Here is a 17,704-nt window from a genome sequence, read left to right as displayed (position 1 = left end):
GCCCGGGCCTCCTGCACGGCGGTCTGGGCCGCGGTCCGGCGCTTCTCGGCCTCCGCGGCGTGCTCGCGCACCGGGGCGAGCTCCTGCTCGCAGGACCGCAGGTCCTCGGCGAGCGCCGCGCTGCGCTCCTCGTCGGCGATCAGCGCGGCCACGAGCTCCGCGCGGCGGGCCGAGCGCTCCCGGGCGCGGTCGAGCTCCCCCTGGGCCGCGTCCTTCCGGCGCTGGGCCTCCCGCCGCTGCCGCTGCACGGCCTCGATCTCCCCGGCGGCACGGTCCAGCCCCGCCTTCTCCGCGCGGGCAGCACCGAGCTTCCGGCCGGTGGCGGCGATCTCCTCCGTGAGCTCGGCGAGCTCCTCCTCGACCACCGCGATGCCCCGCAGCTCCTCGGCGGCCTCCGCGGCCGCCGTCTCGGCCGCACGGCAGTCGGTCTCGGCCTGGAGGTACCTGGCGTTCTTCTTCCGCGTCGAGGTCCAGTACTTGTCGCCCTCGGCGCGCACGCGCTCCAGGAGGGAGGCGACCTCGCGGTCGTCGCCCTGGGCCTGGCCGGCGTGGCACTCCAGGGCCCGGCGCAGCGCCGCGCTGTCGGTGAGCGCGTTCTGGGTCAGTCCGCCCGCCTGCATGAAGCGCAGGGCCTTCCACAGCGCGGTGTCGGCCCCGCCCCACAGCTGCTCGGCGGCGTCGTGGGCCTCGCGGCCGGTGAGCTTGTGGCCGCTCCGGGGGCCCGAGATGTACTCCAGGGTCGTGGACGGCCGCTTCAGCCACTGCTTGGTGTAGATCACGCGGGTGGTCCCGATCGAGAACTCCGCCTCCACCAGGACGGGCACGTCCCGGCCGGCGGGCTTGGCCTCGGCGATCTTCTTGTGCCGGCTGCTGTCCGGGAGCTCGATCAGCGCGTCCAGGGCGTCGATCATCGAGGTCTTGCCGATCTCGTTGCGGCCGGTCAGGACCACCACCCCCGCGTCCGGGAACTCGACCTCGCGCGCGGTCACGCCGCGGAAGTTCTCCAGCCTGAGACGGTGCAGCTTCATCGGGTCGCTCCTCCCACGAGGCGGTACAGGAGCCGGAGCGCGTCCCCGGCGGCGGGCGCGTCCTCGGCCTCCGAGGCGGCCTTCTCGCGCAGATCGGCCACGGCGTCGGCGGCGTATCCGCCGACGTCGAGGTCCTCGAACTCGTGCTCGTCCGGGACGACCACGAGGTCGGTGTGCCGCTCCCAGGCGTTGAGGCTCGCGAAGACCTCCGCCTGCTGCTCGAGCAGCCGGTCCAGCTCCGCGGACTCCGAGAGGTTCAGGGTGCCGGTGAAGACGGTCTTGAGGATGATCCGCTCCTTCGGCGTGAGGGCGGCGAGCTCGGCCCGCAGCGTCCCGACGTCGTCGGCGCCGTCGAGCTGCCGTTCGAGGACGCGGTGCTCCCACTGGCCCACCTCGTGGGAGGTCACGTCCACGGTGCTCCCGTCCAGCGCCACCTCGAGCACGTGCCCGCGGCCGGGCTCGCGGAAGCCGGTGGACTCGTGGGTGCCGGAGTAGTGGATCGCGCCGCGGTCGCCCTCGGGCCAACGGATGTGCCGGTCGCCCAGCGCCACGTAGTGGACCGCCCCGCGGGCCAGCGCCTCGTCCAGGGGCGCGCGGCGCACGGTGACCTGGGAGGTGCGGTCGGGGTCCAGCTCGTCGAGCATCCCGTGCCCGACGACGACGCGCAGCGTCCCGTCCGGCTCCAGCCCCTCCAGGGCCGGCGCGACCGGGTCCGCGTCGGGCCGCTTGCTGCGCCAGGGCGCGGCCACCAGCTCCACGCCCTCGCCGGCCGGCCACGGGCCCACCGCGTCCAGGAGGACGACGTTGTCCGGCCTGGCGCCGAGGAACGCGTCCTGGGCGTAGATCGACCCCGGGCCGAGCGGGTCGTGGTTGCCGGGCAGCAGGTACACCGGCAGCCCCACCGAGCCCATGGCGTCCAGGGCGCGCCCGACGTCCCGCCGGCTCAGGTTGGCGTGCTCGAAGACGTCGCCGGCCACCACCACGAACGCGCATCCCCGGGCGCGGGCCATGTCCCCGATGCGGCGGATCGTCTCGACGCGGTCGCCCGTGTACCGGGACTGGGCCTCGCCCTCGAGGTAGTGCCGGGTCATGCCGAGCTGCCAGTCGCTCGTGTGGAGGAATCGGATGCTCGTCATCGAGGCTCCTCGTGCGGTCGGGGGGGTGCTGTCCCAGGATGGGAGTCCACTGTCACGCTATCGGCATCGGCGGACACCGCAGCCCCGGCACCCCGTCCCGTCCCCTGTCGGTCCCCGCCCACCCCACGCCGCCCCCTCGCCGAACTGACCGGGAATGCCCGAGAGGCCGGTTCATGTGCGCCCGGGTCGGGCGAATGCGGTGAGTTCGCGGGCGGGAGGCGGGGCGTGCCCCCGCGGCGTGTGCTTGAGTGGGTGCATGGAGCCGAGCAGCCCGAACGACCTGTGGGCGGCCGTCCACGCCGAGCGCGCGCGCCTGGCGGAGGACCTGGCCGGCCTGGACGACGCGCAGTGGGCGGCACAGTCCCTGTGCGAGCGGTGGACGGTGGAGGACGTCGTCGCCCATCTGACCGCGGTCGCGAGCATCGGCCGGCTCCGCTGGTACCGGAGCGTGCTGGGCGCCCGGTTCGACTTCGATCTGCACAACCAGCGCCGGCTCGAGGAGCACCGGGGCGCCACCGCGGCCGAGACGCTGCAGCGGTTCCACGCCGTGGTCGGGAACACCGTGGGTCCCTCCAAGGACACCGCGGCGTGGCTCGGGGAGGTCGTCGTGCACGGCCAGGACGTCCGCCGGCCGCTCGGACTGCCGCGCACACCTCCGGTCGACACCGTGACCGCGGTGGCACGGTTCTTCGTGCGCAAGGACTTCGCGGTGCCCAGCCGCCGCGCCGCCCAGGGCCTGCGCCTGGTGGCCACCGACGGTCCCTTCACGTCAGGATCCGGGCCCCTGGTCGCCGGGACCACGCTCGCGCTGACCATGGCGCTGGCCGGTCGCGCGGCGTGCTGCGACGTCCTGACCGGCGAGGGCGTGCCGATCCTGCGGTCCCGCTGCCCGCCCGCCTGAGCGAGCTACCTGAGAGAGTGGAGGTGGACCGGCCGCGCGCCGGTCCCGCACGGCACCACGCACCCGAGCAGAGGAGACACCATGGCCGAGACCATCGCCGGCATCACCGTTCCGGACTCCGCCCTCGTCCGCGAGACCACCGAGCTGGTCCGGCGGGCCGCCGACGAGAGCCTGTTCCACCACTCCCGCCGGGTCTTCCTCTTCGGGATGCTCAAGTCCGCCGCGCGCGGAATCGAGGTGGACCCGGAGCTCGCCTACGTGGGGGCGATGTTCCACGACCTCGGCCTCACCGACGAGTACCGCACCCGGGACCAGCGCTTCGAGATCGACGGTGCCGCGGCGGCGAAGGCGTTCCTGCGCGACCACGGCCGCTCCGCCGCGGAGGCCCGCACCGTGTGGCTGGCGATCGCCCTGCACACCACCCCGGAGATCCCGCTGCACCTGGAGCCCGAGGTCGCCGTGGTCACCCTCGGCGTCGAGACCGACGTGCTGGGCCTGGACCTGGACCAGATCTCCGAGGAGGACCGCGCCGAGGTCGTCGCCGCGCACCCCCGGCCGGACTTCAAGAACAAGATCCTCCGCGCGTTCTACGACGGCATGTCCGACCGTCCCGCCACCACCTTCGGCACCATGAACGACGACGTGCTCGCTCACTTCGACCCCGGCTTCCACCGGGAGGACTTCGTGCGCGTCATCCAGGAGAACGCCTGGCCCGAGTGAGCACCGCGGGGTCTCCGCAGCCCGGCGGGGGCCCCGGAGCCTGCGGGGTCGCGGCCGCGCGGTCCGAACCGTTGTGCCGACCGGAGGTCAGGAGGAGCATGGAATCCCGGCCCGTCGATGCTCCAGGAGGTCCCGTGGCGTACAAGTTCTTTCCCCACGTCCCCGTCGCCGACCTGGAGCGCTCACGGTCCTTCTACCAGGCCCTGGGCTGGCGGACGGCACCCGGAATGGCCGAGGGGCACAGCCTGATCCTGGACCTCGGGGAGGACTTCGGGGTCACGCTCGTCGAGCGGCGGTTCATGCAGCAGGCGATCGGCGCGGACCAGGAGCTCGCCGATCCCCGCCGCACGGTGAGCGGCAGCTTCGCCCTGCTGGTCGACATCCCCGAGGAGGTCGACGCCCTGGTCGACCGGGCGGTCGCCGCCGGCGCCACCGCCGGGCAGCGGAAGGACGACAGCTACACGAGCCACCGGGTGTTCGCCGACCCGGACGGCCACCGGTGGAACATCGTGTGGGCGGACCCGATCGTGACGGCCCGGGTGTGAGGCGCGGCGCGGCCCACGGCGGAGTAGTCTGAGCCTTCCAGATTCACAAGATTCACAAGATTCACCGACATTCACAGGGGCAGTGTGGAGAATCCTTTTCGTCCGACGGCCGGGGCCTCCCCGCCGGAGATCATCGGCCGGGCCGGTCTCCTCGACGAGTTCGCCTACGGGCTGCGCCTCCGGTCGGGGGCGCCCGGACTGCTGACCATCTTCACGGGAGCCCGGGGCGTGGGCAAGACCGTGATGCTGGGCGCGGCCGAGGACCTCGCCCGTGCCCAGGGCTGGGCGGTCGTGTCCGAGACGGCCACACGGGGTTTCATGGGCCGGATCGGCAACGGCATGCGCCGGCTGGCCGACGAGCTCGGCGACGGTCCCCGGGGCCGGCGGCTCACCGCGGTGACCGCGGCGGGCTTCGGCTTCACCACGCAGCTGCCGCCCGACCAGCAGCTGGAGTGGCGCGCGGAGGGTCTGCGGCTCCTGCGCCTGCTGGAGGAGCAGCGGACCGGGCTGCTCATCACCGTGGACGAGATCCATGCCGCGGACCGGCAGGAGATCGCCCAGCTGGCCGCGGACGTGCAGCACTTCATCCGGGCGGACCTGCCCATCGGCCTGCTCTTCGCCGGTCTGCCGGCAGCCGTGTCGGACCTCCTCAACGAAGGGGTGGCCACGTTCCTCCGCCGTGCCGACCGGATCGACCTGCACGCGGCCGCGGTCGGCGAGGTCCAGCAGTCCTACCGGGAGACCTTCGCGGCGGGCGGCTTCGGCCTCGACGACGACCAGGCCCGCCGTGCCGCCGAGGCCACCGGCGGCTATCCCTTCCTGATCCAGCTGGTGGGGTACTTCCTGTGGCAGGAGGCGGAGAAGGTCTCCTCCGCGGTCACGGACGCGATGGTGGACCACGCCGTGAGCGCCGCACGCCGCCGGAACGAGCGCGTGGTCATCGAGGCGGCGCTCTCGACGGCCTCTCCCCGGGACCTCGACGTCCTCCGTGCCATGGCGCAGGACGACGGCCCGTCCGCCGCCGGCGACATCGGCGCCCGGATCGGGGCCCGGCCGAACACCGTCGGCAACTACCGGACCCGGCTCATCGACGCCGGTCTGATCGAGCCCGCCGGGTACGGACTGGTCCGCTTCGCCATCCCCGGACTCCGGGAGCACCTGCGGCGGAACCGCCGATAGCCCAGGGCGACGGCGTGCGGGGTGCTGCGCGCAGCCGGCGGGCTCACTCCTCGAGCTTGCGGGCCTGCTCCTCCCAGGCGGTGCGGGCGTCCCGGCCCGCGGTGGGGTGGTGGGTCTCCCGCAGGGCGCGGAGCGCGGCGTTGCGCTGCCGGGCGAGGGACTCCGCGGCGGCCCTCGTGGCGGCGTCCTCGCGGGCCCGGGCCCGGGCGGCGGTCACGGCGTCCATGATGAGCTCCACGCCCAGCGCCCCGCCCTCCAGGTAGGCGGTGCGGACCTGCCGGTCCGGGTGGTACAGGTACTGGTCGTTGACCTGGCCCAGGCCGGTGTCGAACTCGGTGTCGGTCAGGTCGGAGATCATGGCGACCACCCGGTCCAGGCGGGCGTCCAGCTCGTCGAGCAGGCCGTGCCGCCGGGCGCCGGTGCGCAGGGACCACAGCGCCCGGCCGTGCGTGCGCAGCCGGTCCACGTCCCAGTCCGCCTGCGGCACCACGGACAGGGTGCCGGTGAGGAGCCGGGGATCCCGGGACTGCTCCGGCGGGGGCAGGGAGCGGAGGTGCCACGAGATCCACGCCGTGCGCATGTTGGACGCCCCCGCGGCCCGGGCCTCCTCCACGGCCTCCTCCGCGGAGGTCTGCCCGGGCCACCGGGCGGGCGGCGGCTGCTCGGCGTCGTCGTCCGGGAGCGGGATCTGCCGCGCCGCGCGGTTCTGGCTCGAGATGAAGCCGGCGCTGAGCCAGATCAGCAGACCGAGCAGAGCCAGCCCGAGGAGCGCCACTCCGCCGAGGACCAGGAACCGGAACAGGCCGACGAGCACCACCGCGGCGACCAGGGCCACCACCCAGACAGTGGCTCCGCTGCTGCTCCCGGTGTTGTTCATGACGGCCCCCGAACGACCACGCGCGTGCTGGGCGTCCATTCTACCGCCGGGTCGGAGGCGGCGGCCCGGAAGCTCAGAACCGTTGGGGCAGGCCCTCGCGGTAGCGCCGCTTGAGCTCGGTGAGCTCCGGGCCGTGGTCGGTGCCCTCGGTATTGAGCGCCGGCCGGTGCGCGGCGATCCACCGCTGCTCGAGGGCGTCGACGTCGTCCTTCGTCGCGCACTCCGTCCAGCCGAGGAGCAGGTGCTCCTGCATCCAGTCCGTGAGCCGCCGCTCGTGCGCCTCGTCGAGGACCACCCGGCCCCGGCCGTCCAGGGCCGCGCCGTCCCGCCAGGACGGGTCGCCGGGCAGGAGCACGGCGAGCAGGGTGCGCCGCAGCGCCGAGGAGCGGGTGCGCCGCAGGTGCTGGCCGCGGATCCGCCGCTGGAGGTCGCGCCGGGCGCGGCCCACGTAGAGCAGCTCGGCCGTCCCCGAGCGGTGGCGCAGACGCGGCACCGCCGGCAGGTGCAGGCCGGCCGCCTCCGGGGTGGGGAAGCGGGCGGTGTCCAGCCACCAGGTGTAGACGCCGCGGGCGTGGCGGACCTCCGCCGCCGCCGGCGTGCCGAGCGGCAGCTCGGCCGGGCCGCGCTCCGTGGGTGCCGTGCTCATGGGTCACCGCCCTCCGCGGTTGTTTCCATCTGCAATCCTGCTCCGACTGTAGGCCCCGGACGCGGCGGTGCCCAGCCCGCACGGCCGTCGTCGTCGTTTTCGGCGCTCCTCTTGCCATACCTAGCAGTGCTAGGGTTCAATGCATAGCACCACTAGGTATGGGAGGCGCGATGCGCATCGACAAGGACCTGGTCGCCGCCTCGGCCACCCCGCTCGTGCTGGGGATCCTGGCGGACGGCGACCTGTACGGCTACGCGATCCTGAAACGGGTCGGCGAGCTCTCCGGCGGGTCCATGCAGTGGACCGACGGCATGCTCTACCCCCTGCTGCACCGGCTTGAGCGGCTCGGCTACGTGTCCTCCTCGTGGGGCACGTCCGAGGCCGGGCGCCGGCGCAAGCACTACGCGATCACGCCGACGGGCCGCGCCGCGCTCGCGGACCGGCAGGAGCAGTGGGCGGTCGTGGCCGACGCGCTGCGCCAGGTGTGGCAGGCCGCGCAGCAGCCGCCCGCCGTGACCGAGCGGTGGGCGTGATGGAGCTGCGCGCGGAGCAGGAGGCCCAGATCGGCCGGTGGCGGGGCTACGTCCAGCGCCGCCAGGCGATCTCCTCGGCCGACGTCGACGAGCTCGAGGACCACCTGCGCGAACAGGTCGCGGACCTGAGGGCCACCGGACTCGACGACGACGAGGCGTTCCTCGTCGCGATCAAGCGCATGGGCAACCTCGACGCCGTCTCCCACGAGTTCGCCCGCGAGCACTCCGAGCGGCTCTGGAAGCAGCTCGTGCTCGTGCCGGAGGACGGCGAGGACGCCGGCGCGCCGCCGTGGCGGGAGCTGGGGGTCGTCCTGGCGCTCGCCGTCGGGGCGGGCGTGGCGGTCAAGGCCGGCACCGCCTGGCTCGGCGACGAGTCGCTGCTGGCGCGCAACCTCGGCCTGCTCGTCCTGCCCTTCCTCGCCGGGTACTTCGCGTGGAAGCGCCGGCTCACCGCCCGCGTGCTGGCCGGGCTGCTCGTGCCCTTCGCGGTGCTGGCGGTCGTGCTCAACGTCTATCCGTTCGTCCCGGGAGGCTCCACCGAGCTGCTCGCGGCCCTGCATGCGCCGGTGGTCCTGTGGCTGCTGGCCGGGATCGCCTACGTGGGCGGGCGCTGGCGCTCCGACGGCCGGCGGATGGACTTCGTCCGGTTCACCGGTGAGCTCGTCATCTACTACACGCTCCTCGCCCTGGGCGGGGCGGTGCTGATCGGGCTCACCTTCGGGGCCCTCCAGGTGGTCGGCATCGACCTGGAGCCCGTGCTGGAGGAGTGGATCCTCCCGTTCGCGGTGCCCGGGGCGCTCGTGGTGGCCGCGTGGCTGGTCGAGGCCAAGCAGAACGTCGTCGAGAACATCGCCCCGGTCCTCACGAGGGTCTTCACGCCCCTGACGATCCTGATGCTGCTGGCCCTCCTCACGGTGCTCACGGCGGCCGGCGGGCTCGTCGACGTGGACCGCGGCCTGCTGATCCTGATGGACGCGATCCTGGTGCTCGTCCTGGCGCTGCTGCTCTACTCGACCTCGGCCCGGGACCCGCTCGAGCCACCCGGGCTGTTCGACGGCCTGCAGCTGGTGCTCGTCGTCGCGGCGCTGGCGGTGGACGCGGTGATGCTGACCGCGATGCTGACCCGGATCGCCGAGTTCGGCTCCAGCCCCAACAAGATCGCCGCGCTCGGGCTGAACCTGCTGCTGCTGGTGCACCTGCTCCGGGCGGGGTGGCTGAGCGCCGGGTGCCTGCGGGGGCGACGGCCGTTCGCCGAGCTCGAGTGCTGGCAGACGCGCTACCTGCCGGTCTACGGCGTGTGGGCCGCGATCGTGGTGGTGGTCTTCCCGCTCGTCTTCGCCTTCGCCTGACCGGCGCCCCGTGGGGCCTGTCGACCGGGCACGGCGGCCGGGTGCCCCGGGAAGAGGTGCCTGCGCGCCCCGGTGGCAGGGGAGTCGCCCCCCGACGACTGACCGAACGGTCCGAGCCCACTGCCACCGGGACGGCGGCGTCACGATCGACGTCGTGCCGGCGGCCTTCCGGCCGGTCGCTCCGACGCGATCCTCACGCGGCGGCCCAGCCCCCCGGCCGGTCACCTGCGTGATGCATCAACAGTAACACCCGCGTAACATTTGATCGATTCGCATCCTGTACCCAGTTGCGCCGACATGTGCCGGTCCGCGAGGCGCTCACCGTCCACTCCGGTTCCTGGTGCGTCTCGTCGCGGCCCCGGCGATCGGCGTCGGGGGTCTATGATCCCGGCACAGGGAAGGGAGGCAGCGATGCCCGGCGACGAGGTCTTCGTGCCCTACGGGCCCTCTCACTGGGCCGCGCTGGGCGTCGGCGTCCTCGGTGCTGTCGTCGTGGTGCTCCTGGGCCGCCGGCTGCGGGGTTCCGGATCCGAGGTGGTCTTCTCCCGGGGATTCGCCTCGGTGCTGGCCGCCTACGCGCTGGCGATGCTCGTCTACCGGTGCTGGCCGGGCAACTTCGACGCCCACATCTCTCTGCCGGTCCACCTGTCGGACCTCGCATGGATGGTCGCGGTCATCGCCCTGTGGACACGGGCCCACTGGGCGACGGCGCTCACCTACTACTGGGGACTCACGCTCAACCCGCAGGCCATCCTCACCCCGGCCCTCGACGCGCCGGACTTCCCCCACATCGACTTCATCGACCTCTGGGTCCAGCACCTCCTCGTGCTGTGGGCGGCGCTCTACCTGATGTGGGGGCGCGGCGGCCGCGTCGACTGGCGCCACTACCGCCTGGCCATGATCGTCACCGTCACGTGGGCGGTGGCGACCTTCGGGCTCAACGGCTGGTTGGGGACCAACTACGGCTTCCTCAACGGGAAGCCGACCAGCCCGTCGATCCTCGACCTCTTCGGGCCCTGGCCGTGGTACCTGCTGGTGGAGTTCCTCATCATCACCGTGGCGTGGGCGCTCATCACCTGGCCGTGGACGATCCGGCGGCCGAGCGCAGCCGGGACCCGGCTCGGGGAAGCAGGCTGAGCCGGCTTCTACGCGCTCGTGCGCACGACGAGCTCGGGTGGGAGCTGCACGCTCTCGACGTCCTGCCCGTCGAGGACGTCCATCAGCATCTCGAATCCCTGTCGGCCGATGCTGTGCATAGGGGAGCGCACGGTGGTGAGCCCCACGCTGCCGGCCAGCGGGGTGTCGTTGAACCCCACGAGGGCGGTGTCCCCGGGGACCGCGATGCCCTCCCGGGTGAACACGCCGAGGGCGCCGATGGCCGCGAAGTCGTTGACGGCGAAGACGGCCTCGGGCAGGGGCCCCGCGGCCAGGATCCGGGCGGCGGCCACGCTGCCGGCCGGGGCGTCGAAGCCGCCGGGCACCCTCCGCGCCGGGTCCACGCCCAGGCCGTGCTCGGCGAGCGCGTCCAGGAAGCCGGCGCAGCGGTCGATGGAGGTCGAGGCCCGCGGATTTCCCGCGATGAGACCGAAGGTCCTCCGCCCGGAGGCGACTAGATGCTCCGCGACCATGCGCCCCCCGGTGTAGTCGTCGCAGGTCACCGAGCGGTGTCCCGGGGAGCGCCGGCTCACCAGTGTGAAGGCCACTCCGCGCCCTGCGAGCTCGTCGAGGAAGGAGTCCTCGAACAGGGCGTCACCGAAGATCAGCCCGTCGGCACGTCGGTCCAGCAGCTTCTCCGCCTTCGCGCGGTGGGCCGCGGGATCGTCCAGGGAGTTGGAGACCACGGTGAAGTAGCCGTGCTCGGAGGCGGCCTCGTCGATGCCCTCGTACATCGTGGCCAGGACGTAGTCCTGCAGGCGGGGTACGACGACCCCGATCATCTGCGACTTGGCCGTGCGCAGCGAGGCGGCGTAGGGGTTCTTGCGGTAGCCACGCTCCTCCGCGAGCGCGAGGATGCGTTCCGTGGTGTCCGGCGAGGCCCACTTCGAGCTGAGGCCCTTGGGGTCGTTGAGCACCCGGGAGACCGTGGAGGGGTTGAGTCCGAGTTCGGCTGCGAGGGCCTTCAGCGTGACCGCCGGCCGTGCGCCCATGTCCACCTCCTCGCGGCTGTTTCCACACAGTAACCGATGTTAATTCTGCGTGAATGTGTTGCCAATCACGTCGCACCCGTTCTAAGGTCGATCACATCAGCTTACGCAATCGATTGCGGCATTCGTTTGCATAGACAGTGCGCGGAGCGGACCAGCGGGTCGAGCCCACGGAAGGAGGCACTGCATGACACACATCCAGCTGCTCGGCACGGGGGGCACCATCGCGTCCCGGGGCGGTGGGTCCACCGGATCCGTGGCCACGGACACGGTGGCCGACCTGTCCCGGAACCGGTACGGGGAGCTCACCGTCTCGGCCCGGGACGTCCTCACCACGGGCAGCTACCGGCTCACCCTGGCAGAGCTGCGGGCGATCACCGAGGCCGCCCGGGACGCACTGGCCGACCCCGGCATCGACGGTGTGGTGGTGACCCACGGGACCGACACCCTGGAGGAGACGGCCTTCCTGCTGGACCTGGTGCACGGCTCCCCGAAGAGCGTGGTGCTCACCGGTGCCCAGCAGCCGGCCGACAGCCCGTCCCCGGACGGCCCGCGCAACGTCGAGGAGGCGGTGCTGGCCGCCGCGTGCCCCGAGCTGCGGGGCAGCGGCGTGCTGATCTCCTTCGACGGGACGGTCCGCTCCGCCCGCGGAGCGCGGAAGGCGCACACCACCGCGAGCAGCCCCTTCCAGGGCGGCGCCGAGGTCGCGCACATGGCCGGGCCGGAGCTCGTCGTCACGGCCAGACCGGTTCGGCGGGATCCGCTGCCGCTGCCTCCTGCAGCCTTCGACACCGCCAGGGTCGAGATCATCACGGCCCACACCGGCGCCACCCCGGACCTGTTCGACTTCGCCGTGCGCTCCGGCGCGCAGGCCGTAGTGCTCGCCGGATCGGGGGTCGGCAACGCCGGTCCCGGCTTCGCGGAGGCCGTCGCGCGAGCGGTCGAGGCCGGCTGCGCCGTGGTGCTCAGCACCCGGGCCCCGTGGGGACCTGTGGTCCCGCTCTACGGCAACGGCGGAGGCATCGACCTCGTCGCGGCCGGAGCCGTGCCCTCCGGGGACCTCAATCCGCTCCAGGCGCGCGTCCTCGTGGCCCTCCTGATCTCCCTGGGCACCTCGGCCGACGAGTTCCCCGGGGCCTTCACCGACCACCTCTAGAACACCACCCACCACCAGAGGAGACATCATGTCCAAGAAGATCTACGTGTCCGTCGGGATCGACGTCGACGCCGTCGGCGGCTGGCTCGGCTCCTACGGCGGCGAGGACTCCCCGGGTGACATCTCCCGCGGCCTCTTCGCCGGCGAGGTCGGCGTGCCGCGGCTGCTCCAGCTCGCCCAGCGCCGTGAGATGCCGGTGACCTGGTTCTGGCCCGGGCACTCCGTCGAGACGTTCCCGAAGGAGTTCGACGCGGTCGTCGCCGCCGGTCACGAGATCGGGGTCCACGGCTACAGCCACGAGAACCCCATCGCGATGACCCGCGAGCAGGAGACCGAGATTCTCGACTACTGCACCGACCTCATCGAGCGGCGCGCCGGGAAGAAACCGGTCGGCTATGTGGCGCCCTGGTGGGAGTTCTCCGCGGTGACCAACGAGATCCTGCTCGAGCGCGGCTTCCTCTACGACCACTCGCTCATGCACGACGACCACACCCCGTACTACGTGCGGGCCGGGGACACCTGGACGAAGATCGACTACGACGCGGCCTCGGCCCAGGAGTGGATGAAGCCACTGGTGCGCGGCGAGGAGACCGACCTCATCGAGATCCCCGCCTCGTGGTACCTGGACGACCTCCCTCCGATGATGTTCATCAAGTCCAGCCCCAACAGCCACGGTTTCGTGTCCCCGCGCGACGTCGAGCAGCTGTGGAAGGACCAGTTCGACTGGGTGTACCGCGAGATGGACTACGGCGTCTTCCCGATCACCATCCATCCGGACGTCTCCGGCCGGCCGCAGAACCTGCTGATGCTGGAGCGGCTCTTCGACCACATCGCCGGCCACGACGGCGTCGAGTTCGCCTTCATGGAGGACGTCGCCCGCGACTTCGCCGCCCGCAATCCCCGCAACGCCCGCTGATCCGCCCGGTGCAAAGGAACACACAGCCATGAGCAAGCTCGGATCCGACGCGCCCCTGGGAGCCGTCGAACCCTGGAACGTCAAGGTCACGCCGCAGATGGTGCGGAAGGTCTCCATCGTCTGCTTCATCGCCTGGGTCGTGTCCGTCTACGACTTCACCCTGTTCGGCACGCTGCTGCCGGTCATCGCGGAGGACTTCGGATGGACCACGGCCGAGGCCACCGCGGTCAACACGATCGCCCACGTGGGCATCTTCCTCGTGGCCCTCGCCGTGGGCACGATCATCGACCGCATGGGCCGCAAGAACGCGCTCGTGGTTCTTATGCTGGGCGGCGCGGCGGCGGCGGGCTTCACCGGCCTGGCCGCCGGCGCCGTCAGCCTGATCATCATCCGCTCCTTCTCCGGCTTCTCGATGTCCGAGGAGGTCGTCAACGCGGTCTACCTCAACGAGATGTACAAGGAGGCCAAGAACCGCGGCCTCATGTACTCGCTGGTGCAGGGCGGCTGGCCCGTGGGCGCGCTCGTCTCGGCGGGCATGTCCGCCCTGCTGCTGCCGGTCATCGGCTGGCGCTGGAGCTTCGTCGTCGCTGCGGTGCTGGCACTGCTCGTGGCGCTGCTGGCCTCTCGTCTGCCCGAGTCCCCGACCTTCGCCGCCATCCAGGAGGTGCAGCGGCGCCGGGCTGCCGGGGACGTCGAGGGCGCCCACCAGCTGGCCGCCGAGCACGATCTCGAGGAGGGCAGCCACCACAAGACCGGGTTCAAGGACGTCTTCACGCCGGAGCTGCGCAAGCACACGACGCTGCTGGCCCTGGCGTGGTTCTTCAACTGGTTCGCCATCCAGGTCTTCTCCGTGCTGGGCACCACGGTGCTGGTCGAGGCCAAGGGCGTGACCTTCGAGAATGCCCTGATCGTCCTCGTGCTGGCCAACGCCGTGGGCTTCGTCGGCTACGTCTTCCACGGCTGGCTGGGCGACCGGATCACGCGCAAGCGCACCGTGGTCATCGGTTGGATGGCCGGCGGCCTCGTCAGCCTGGCCATGCTGGTGGGTCCGGGTACGCCCTGGTTCGTCTTCCCCATGTACGCGCTCACCCTCTTCTTCCTCACCGGTCCCTACGCGGCGCTGCTGTTCTACATGGGAGAGTCCTTCCCGGCGCACGTGCGGGGCATGGGCACCAACGTCGCCCACGTCATGGCGCCGCTGGGCGGCATCGCCGGCTCCGGGGTGCTGAGCCTGCTGCTCTTCCTCGACGTCGACATGCAGTGGGCGGCCATGGTCGCCGGAACCGGTGGCCTGCTGGTCTCGGCCCTGTGCATGGCGGGAACGCGCACCATCGACGACGTCCACCAGAAGTCAACGGTGTTCGCATGATCCGCGACGACGGACTCGAGGGGAAGGTCGCCGTGATCTCCGGCGGCGGCAGCGGGATCGGCCGCGCCCTGGCGGTGGCCTACGCCCGGGCCGGTGCGCACAGCGTCATCGGCTATCTGCCCTCGGACCCCCACGACGCCACGGACACCGTCCGTGCCGTGGAGGCCGCGGGCGGGCGCTGCACGGCCGTCCCCATGGACGTGCGCCGCTTCGAGGACACCGAGGCGCTGGCGCAGACCGCGCTCGACGAGTTCGACCGGTTGGACATCTCGGTGGCCGCGGCCGGCATCCTGCGCCGTGCCCCGCTCGCGGAGATGACCGACCAGGCGTGGGACGACATGATGGCCGTCGACCTCTCCGGGGTGATGCGCGTCTTCCGCTCCTGCAGCACGCGGATGACCCACGGCGGGGCGATGGTCGCCACGTCGTCGATCGCCGGCGGCGTCTACGGGTGGGAGGAGCACAGCCACTACGCGGCGGCGAAGTCCGGGCTCATCGGCCTGTGCCGCTCCCTGGCCGTCGAGCTCGCGCCCCGGAAGATCCGGGTCAACGCGGTCATCCCCGGTCTGATCGAGAGCCCGCAGTCCCTGGACCCGGTGAACTCGCTGGGTCGCGACGGCCTCGACGCCGCGGGCTCGATCATCCCGTGGGGCAGGGTCGGCAACGTCGACGAGGCCGCGCGCACCATTCGATTCCTCACCAGCGACGACTCGGCCTACGTGACGGGCCAGCAGCTCGTCGTCGACGGCGGGCTCACCGTCCGCTGGCCGAGCTGAACGTCCAGGAAAGGCAGACATGGAGCAGCAACTGACCGGAAAGGTCGCCGTCGTCACCGGTGGCGGCAGCGGCATCGGGGCGGCGATCGCCGTGCTCTTCGCCCGGGAGGGCGCGGACGTCGCCGTACTGGACCGGGACGAGCAGCACGCGGTGGCCGTCGCCGAGGAGAGCGGCAGCTTCGGAGGGCGCGCCACGGCACTCGCCGTGGACGTCACCGACGGCGAGGCGGTGCGGGGGGCGATGGAGCGGGTCGTCGAGGAGTTCGGCGGGATCGACATCCTCGTCAGCGCCGCCGGCATCCTCGACGAGACGCCGCTGCTGGAGATGACCGAGGCGACGTTCGACAAGGTCCTGGCCGTGGACCTCAAGGGAGTCTTCCTGGCCGCGCGCTGGGCCGCGCCCCACATGGTGGAGCGCGGCGGCGGGCGGATCATCAACATCGCCTCGCAGCTGGGCATCAAGGGCGGCACCGGCCTGACGCACTACGTTGCGGCCAAGGCCGGAGTGATCGGGATGACGAAGGCCATGGCCCTGGAGCTCGCCGAGCACAACGTCCTCGTCAACTCGATCGCCCCCGGCCCCGTGGTGACCCCGCTGATCGAGGGGCTGTCCGAGGACTGGAAGGCCGCCAAGCAGGCGGAGCTGCCCCTCGGCCGCTTCGGCCAGGCCCACGAGGTGGCGCCCACCGCGCTGCTGCTGGCCTCCTCGCCCGGCGGCGATCTCTACACCGGCCAGACGCTGGGGCCCAACAGCGGCGACGTGATGCCGTAGGCCTGCCTGGGAGGAGACGGTCACGATGTGCGCAGGATGCCCCGGAGGGCGTGCGGTCTCGAGGGCGACCGCCTGCATCAACCTGAACGGCATGAAGCCGGCCGTCCTCGCGGAGCTGCGGCGCCGCGTGGGGCGCCGCGCGAGGATCACCGTGCTCGGCGACCGCTGGGTGCTGTCCTCCCGGACCGGAGTCCAGCAGGTCCACCCCGACGTCGAGGCACTGGTCGGCGCACTGGTCGCAGGACGCCTCGTCGACCGGTCCGACCCGCTGGCCGGCGGCGGCGCCGGCCACGGGCGCACTCTCGAGGACCTCGTCCGTCCCGGTGCTCCACCCGCGGACGCGGCAGCGCTCGTCCGCGCGATGCTCGCCGACGCCGGGTGATCCTGGCCGGGGCAGCCGACAGCGCGGTGCCGTGACCGCCTCCGTGTCCCGTAAACGACGACTGAAGGAGATGCTCATGCCTGATCTCGACCCGCTCTGGTCCCCCCTGCGGATCGGTGCCACCGCAGTGGGGAACCGCGTGGCGCTGGCCCCCATGACCCGGATCAGCGCTACGGAGGAGGGCCACGCCACCGAGCGCATGGTCCGCTACTACGAAGCCTTCGCCCGCGGAGGCTTCGGGCTGCTGATCACCGAGGGGATCTACCCCGACGATGCCCACGGGCAGGGCTACCTGTTCCAGCCCGGGATCGCCACCGACGACCAGGCGCGGGCATGGGCCGAGGTGGTCGACGCCGTCCACGCGGCCGGGGCCAAGATCTTCGCCCAGCTCATGCACGCGGGCTCCCAGGCCCAGGGCAACCGGTTCGTCGACTCCACCATCGGACCCTCCGCGGTGGCCCCGAAGGGCGAGCAGCTGGGCTTCTACCGCGGTGAGGGTCCGTACCCCGTCCCCGCGGAGATCACGGCGGCGCAGATGCATGAGGTCCGCCAGTCGTTCGTGGACGCCGCGCTGCGCGCCCGGGACGCAGGGTTCGACGGCGTCGAGATCCACGGCGCCAACGGATACCTGCTCGACCAGTTCCTCACCGACTACCTCAATCGCAGGACCGACGAGTACGGGGGCTCGCCCGAGAACCGGGTGCGCCTCGCCGCTGAGATCTGCCGGGCCGTGCGCGACGCCGTGGGCTCGGACACGACGGTGGGCATCCGGATCTCCCAGGCCAAGGTCAGCGATCACGAGCACCGGTGGAGCGGCGGGCCCGACGAGGCGAAGGTGATCTTCTCGACCCTGGGCGCCACCGGGATCGACTTCGTCCACACCACCGAGTACCGGGCGACCGCCCCGGCGTTCGGCGATGAGGGGCCGTCACTCGCGGCACTGGCCAAGCAGCACTCGGGCCTCCCCGTGATCGCCAACGGGCACCTGGACGACCCGGAGACAGCGGTGTCCATGCTGGCGGACGGCACGGCCGACGTCGTCGCCCTGGGTAAGGCGGCCCTCGCCAACCGGGACTGGCCGCGTCGGGTGCACCGTGGTGAGCCCCTCGCCGAGCTCGACGGCGCCCTGCTCGCCCCGCTGGCCGACGTCAAGGACTGGGAGCTCGAGCTCTCCTAGGACGGCGGCCCCGGGAGTGGGGTCGAGGGCGGCTCCCTCGACCCCGGCCCCCGGACAGACGACGGGCGGTCAGCGGGGGACGGCGAGGCGCCGTCCCC

General features: G+C 72.3%; 19 protein-coding genes. 14 read left to right on the top strand and 5 right to left on the bottom strand.

Annotated features, from left to right (window positions below):
- Together ACFU0Y_RS10460 and ACFU0Y_RS10455 are read right to left on the bottom strand one after the other, a co-directional pair.
- Positions 1-1,028 (bottom strand): AAA family ATPase (locus ACFU0Y_RS10460; protein ID WP_380214433.1); only part of this gene is annotated, 1,028 nt, incomplete at its 3' end.
- Positions 1,025-2,164: an exonuclease SbcCD subunit D gene (locus ACFU0Y_RS10455; protein ID WP_380214432.1), complete on the bottom strand. Its 1,140-nt coding sequence runs from the start codon at positions 2,162-2,164 to the stop codon at positions 1,025-1,027. The genes ACFU0Y_RS10460 and ACFU0Y_RS10455, both read right to left, overlap by 4 nt.
- Positions 2,165-2,420: 256 nt before the next feature.
- On the opposite strand from ACFU0Y_RS10455, the gene ACFU0Y_RS10450 reads away from it, so the two are divergent.
- From ACFU0Y_RS10450 to ACFU0Y_RS10435, 4 genes are all read left to right on the top strand, one after another.
- Positions 2,421-3,065, top strand: a complete 645-nt coding sequence (locus tag ACFU0Y_RS10450; protein ID WP_380214431.1) for a maleylpyruvate isomerase family mycothiol-dependent enzyme — start codon at positions 2,421-2,423, stop codon at positions 3,063-3,065.
- An 81-nt stretch (positions 3,066-3,146) separates the two neighbouring features.
- Positions 3,147-3,785 carry an HD domain-containing protein gene (locus ACFU0Y_RS10445; RefSeq protein WP_380214430.1) on the top strand — a complete coding sequence of 213 codons (639 nt, stop codon included), beginning with the start codon at positions 3,147-3,149 and terminating at the stop codon, positions 3,783-3,785.
- 134 nt (positions 3,786-3,919) lie between these two features.
- Positions 3,920-4,330, top strand: coding sequence for a VOC family protein (locus tag ACFU0Y_RS10440; protein ID WP_380214429.1), 411 nt, complete (start codon positions 3,920-3,922; stop codon positions 4,328-4,330).
- Positions 4,331-4,414: 84 nt separating this feature from the next.
- Positions 4,415-5,509, top strand: a complete 1,095-nt coding sequence (locus tag ACFU0Y_RS10435) for an AAA family ATPase (protein WP_380214428.1) — start codon at positions 4,415-4,417, stop codon at positions 5,507-5,509.
- Between the two features lie 43 nt (positions 5,510-5,552).
- Here ACFU0Y_RS10435 and ACFU0Y_RS10430 read toward each other — a convergent pair whose 3' ends face one another.
- Together ACFU0Y_RS10430 and ACFU0Y_RS10425 are read right to left on the bottom strand one after the other, a co-directional pair.
- A complete protein-coding gene (locus ACFU0Y_RS10430) occupies positions 5,553-6,386 on the bottom strand; it encodes a hypothetical protein (protein WP_380214427.1) in 834 nt (277 codons plus the stop codon).
- A gap of 73 nt (positions 6,387-6,459) precedes the next feature.
- The gene (locus tag ACFU0Y_RS10425) at positions 6,460-7,032 is read right to left on the bottom strand and encodes a GIY-YIG nuclease family protein (RefSeq protein WP_380214425.1); all 573 of its coding nucleotides are present in this window, start codon (positions 7,030-7,032) and stop codon (positions 6,460-6,462) included.
- 170 nt (positions 7,033-7,202) lie between these two features.
- Here ACFU0Y_RS10425 and ACFU0Y_RS10420 point away from each other — a divergent pair, with 170 nt between their 5' ends.
- The 3 genes from ACFU0Y_RS10420 to ACFU0Y_RS10410 all read left to right on the top strand — a co-directional run bounded on the left by ACFU0Y_RS10420 (position 7,203) and on the right by ACFU0Y_RS10410 (position 10,051).
- Complete coding sequence (locus ACFU0Y_RS10420) at positions 7,203-7,565, top strand: PadR family transcriptional regulator (RefSeq protein ID WP_380214424.1); 363 nt, start codon at positions 7,203-7,205, stop codon at positions 7,563-7,565.
- The gene (locus ACFU0Y_RS10415) at positions 7,565-8,914 is read left to right on the top strand and encodes a permease prefix domain 1-containing protein (protein ID WP_380214434.1); all 1,350 of its coding nucleotides are present in this window, start codon (positions 7,565-7,567) and stop codon (positions 8,912-8,914) included. The genes ACFU0Y_RS10420 and ACFU0Y_RS10415 overlap by 1 nt, the downstream gene beginning before the upstream one ends.
- 411 nt (positions 8,915-9,325) lie before the next feature.
- The gene (locus tag ACFU0Y_RS10410; protein WP_380214423.1) at positions 9,326-10,051 is read left to right on the top strand and encodes a TIGR02206 family membrane protein; all 726 of its coding nucleotides are present in this window, start codon (positions 9,326-9,328) and stop codon (positions 10,049-10,051) included.
- An 8-nt stretch (positions 10,052-10,059) separates the two neighbouring features.
- Here the strand turns inward: ACFU0Y_RS10410 and ACFU0Y_RS10405 are convergent, their stop codons facing one another.
- Positions 10,060-11,061 (bottom strand): LacI family DNA-binding transcriptional regulator, encoded by a 1,002-nt coding sequence (locus ACFU0Y_RS10405; RefSeq protein ID WP_380214422.1) that lies wholly within the window; start codon positions 11,059-11,061, stop codon positions 10,060-10,062.
- Positions 11,062-11,245: 184 nt separating this feature from the next.
- Here ACFU0Y_RS10405 and ACFU0Y_RS10400 point away from each other — a divergent pair, with 184 nt between their 5' ends.
- From ACFU0Y_RS10400 to ACFU0Y_RS10370, 7 genes are all read left to right on the top strand, one after another.
- Positions 11,246-12,214 carry an asparaginase gene (locus ACFU0Y_RS10400; RefSeq protein ID WP_380214421.1) on the top strand — a complete coding sequence of 323 codons (969 nt, stop codon included), beginning with the start codon at positions 11,246-11,248 and terminating at the stop codon, positions 12,212-12,214.
- Between the two features lie 28 nt (positions 12,215-12,242).
- Positions 12,243-13,130: a polysaccharide deacetylase gene (locus ACFU0Y_RS10395; protein ID WP_380214420.1), complete on the top strand. Its 888-nt coding sequence runs from the start codon at positions 12,243-12,245 to the stop codon at positions 13,128-13,130.
- A 28-nt stretch (positions 13,131-13,158) separates the two neighbouring features.
- The gene (locus ACFU0Y_RS10390; RefSeq protein WP_380214419.1) at positions 13,159-14,499 is read left to right on the top strand and encodes an MFS transporter; all 1,341 of its coding nucleotides are present in this window, start codon (positions 13,159-13,161) and stop codon (positions 14,497-14,499) included.
- Positions 14,496-15,275: an SDR family NAD(P)-dependent oxidoreductase gene (locus tag ACFU0Y_RS10385; protein ID WP_380214418.1), complete on the top strand. Its 780-nt coding sequence runs from the start codon at positions 14,496-14,498 to the stop codon at positions 15,273-15,275. The genes ACFU0Y_RS10390 and ACFU0Y_RS10385 overlap by 4 nt, the downstream gene beginning before the upstream one ends.
- 19 nt (positions 15,276-15,294) lie before the next feature.
- Complete coding sequence (locus tag ACFU0Y_RS10380; RefSeq protein WP_380214417.1) at positions 15,295-16,047, top strand: SDR family NAD(P)-dependent oxidoreductase; 753 nt, start codon at positions 15,295-15,297, stop codon at positions 16,045-16,047.
- 91 nt (positions 16,048-16,138) lie between these two features.
- The gene (locus ACFU0Y_RS10375) at positions 16,139-16,429 is read left to right on the top strand and encodes a hypothetical protein (protein WP_380214416.1); all 291 of its coding nucleotides are present in this window, start codon (positions 16,139-16,141) and stop codon (positions 16,427-16,429) included.
- A gap of 76 nt (positions 16,430-16,505) precedes the next feature.
- Entirely contained in the window at positions 16,506-17,606 is a 1,101-nt protein-coding gene (locus ACFU0Y_RS10370) for an NADH:flavin oxidoreductase (RefSeq protein ID WP_380214415.1), read from the top strand.
- Positions 17,607-17,704 lie beyond the last annotated feature (98 nt).

Source organism: Kocuria sp. NPDC057446, from assembly GCF_042802875.1.
Classification (GTDB): domain Bacteria; phylum Actinomycetota; class Actinomycetes; order Actinomycetales; family Micrococcaceae; genus Kocuria.
The sequence above is the reverse complement of the archived record's forward strand: the minus strand, read 5'-3'. Positions and strand labels throughout refer to the sequence as shown.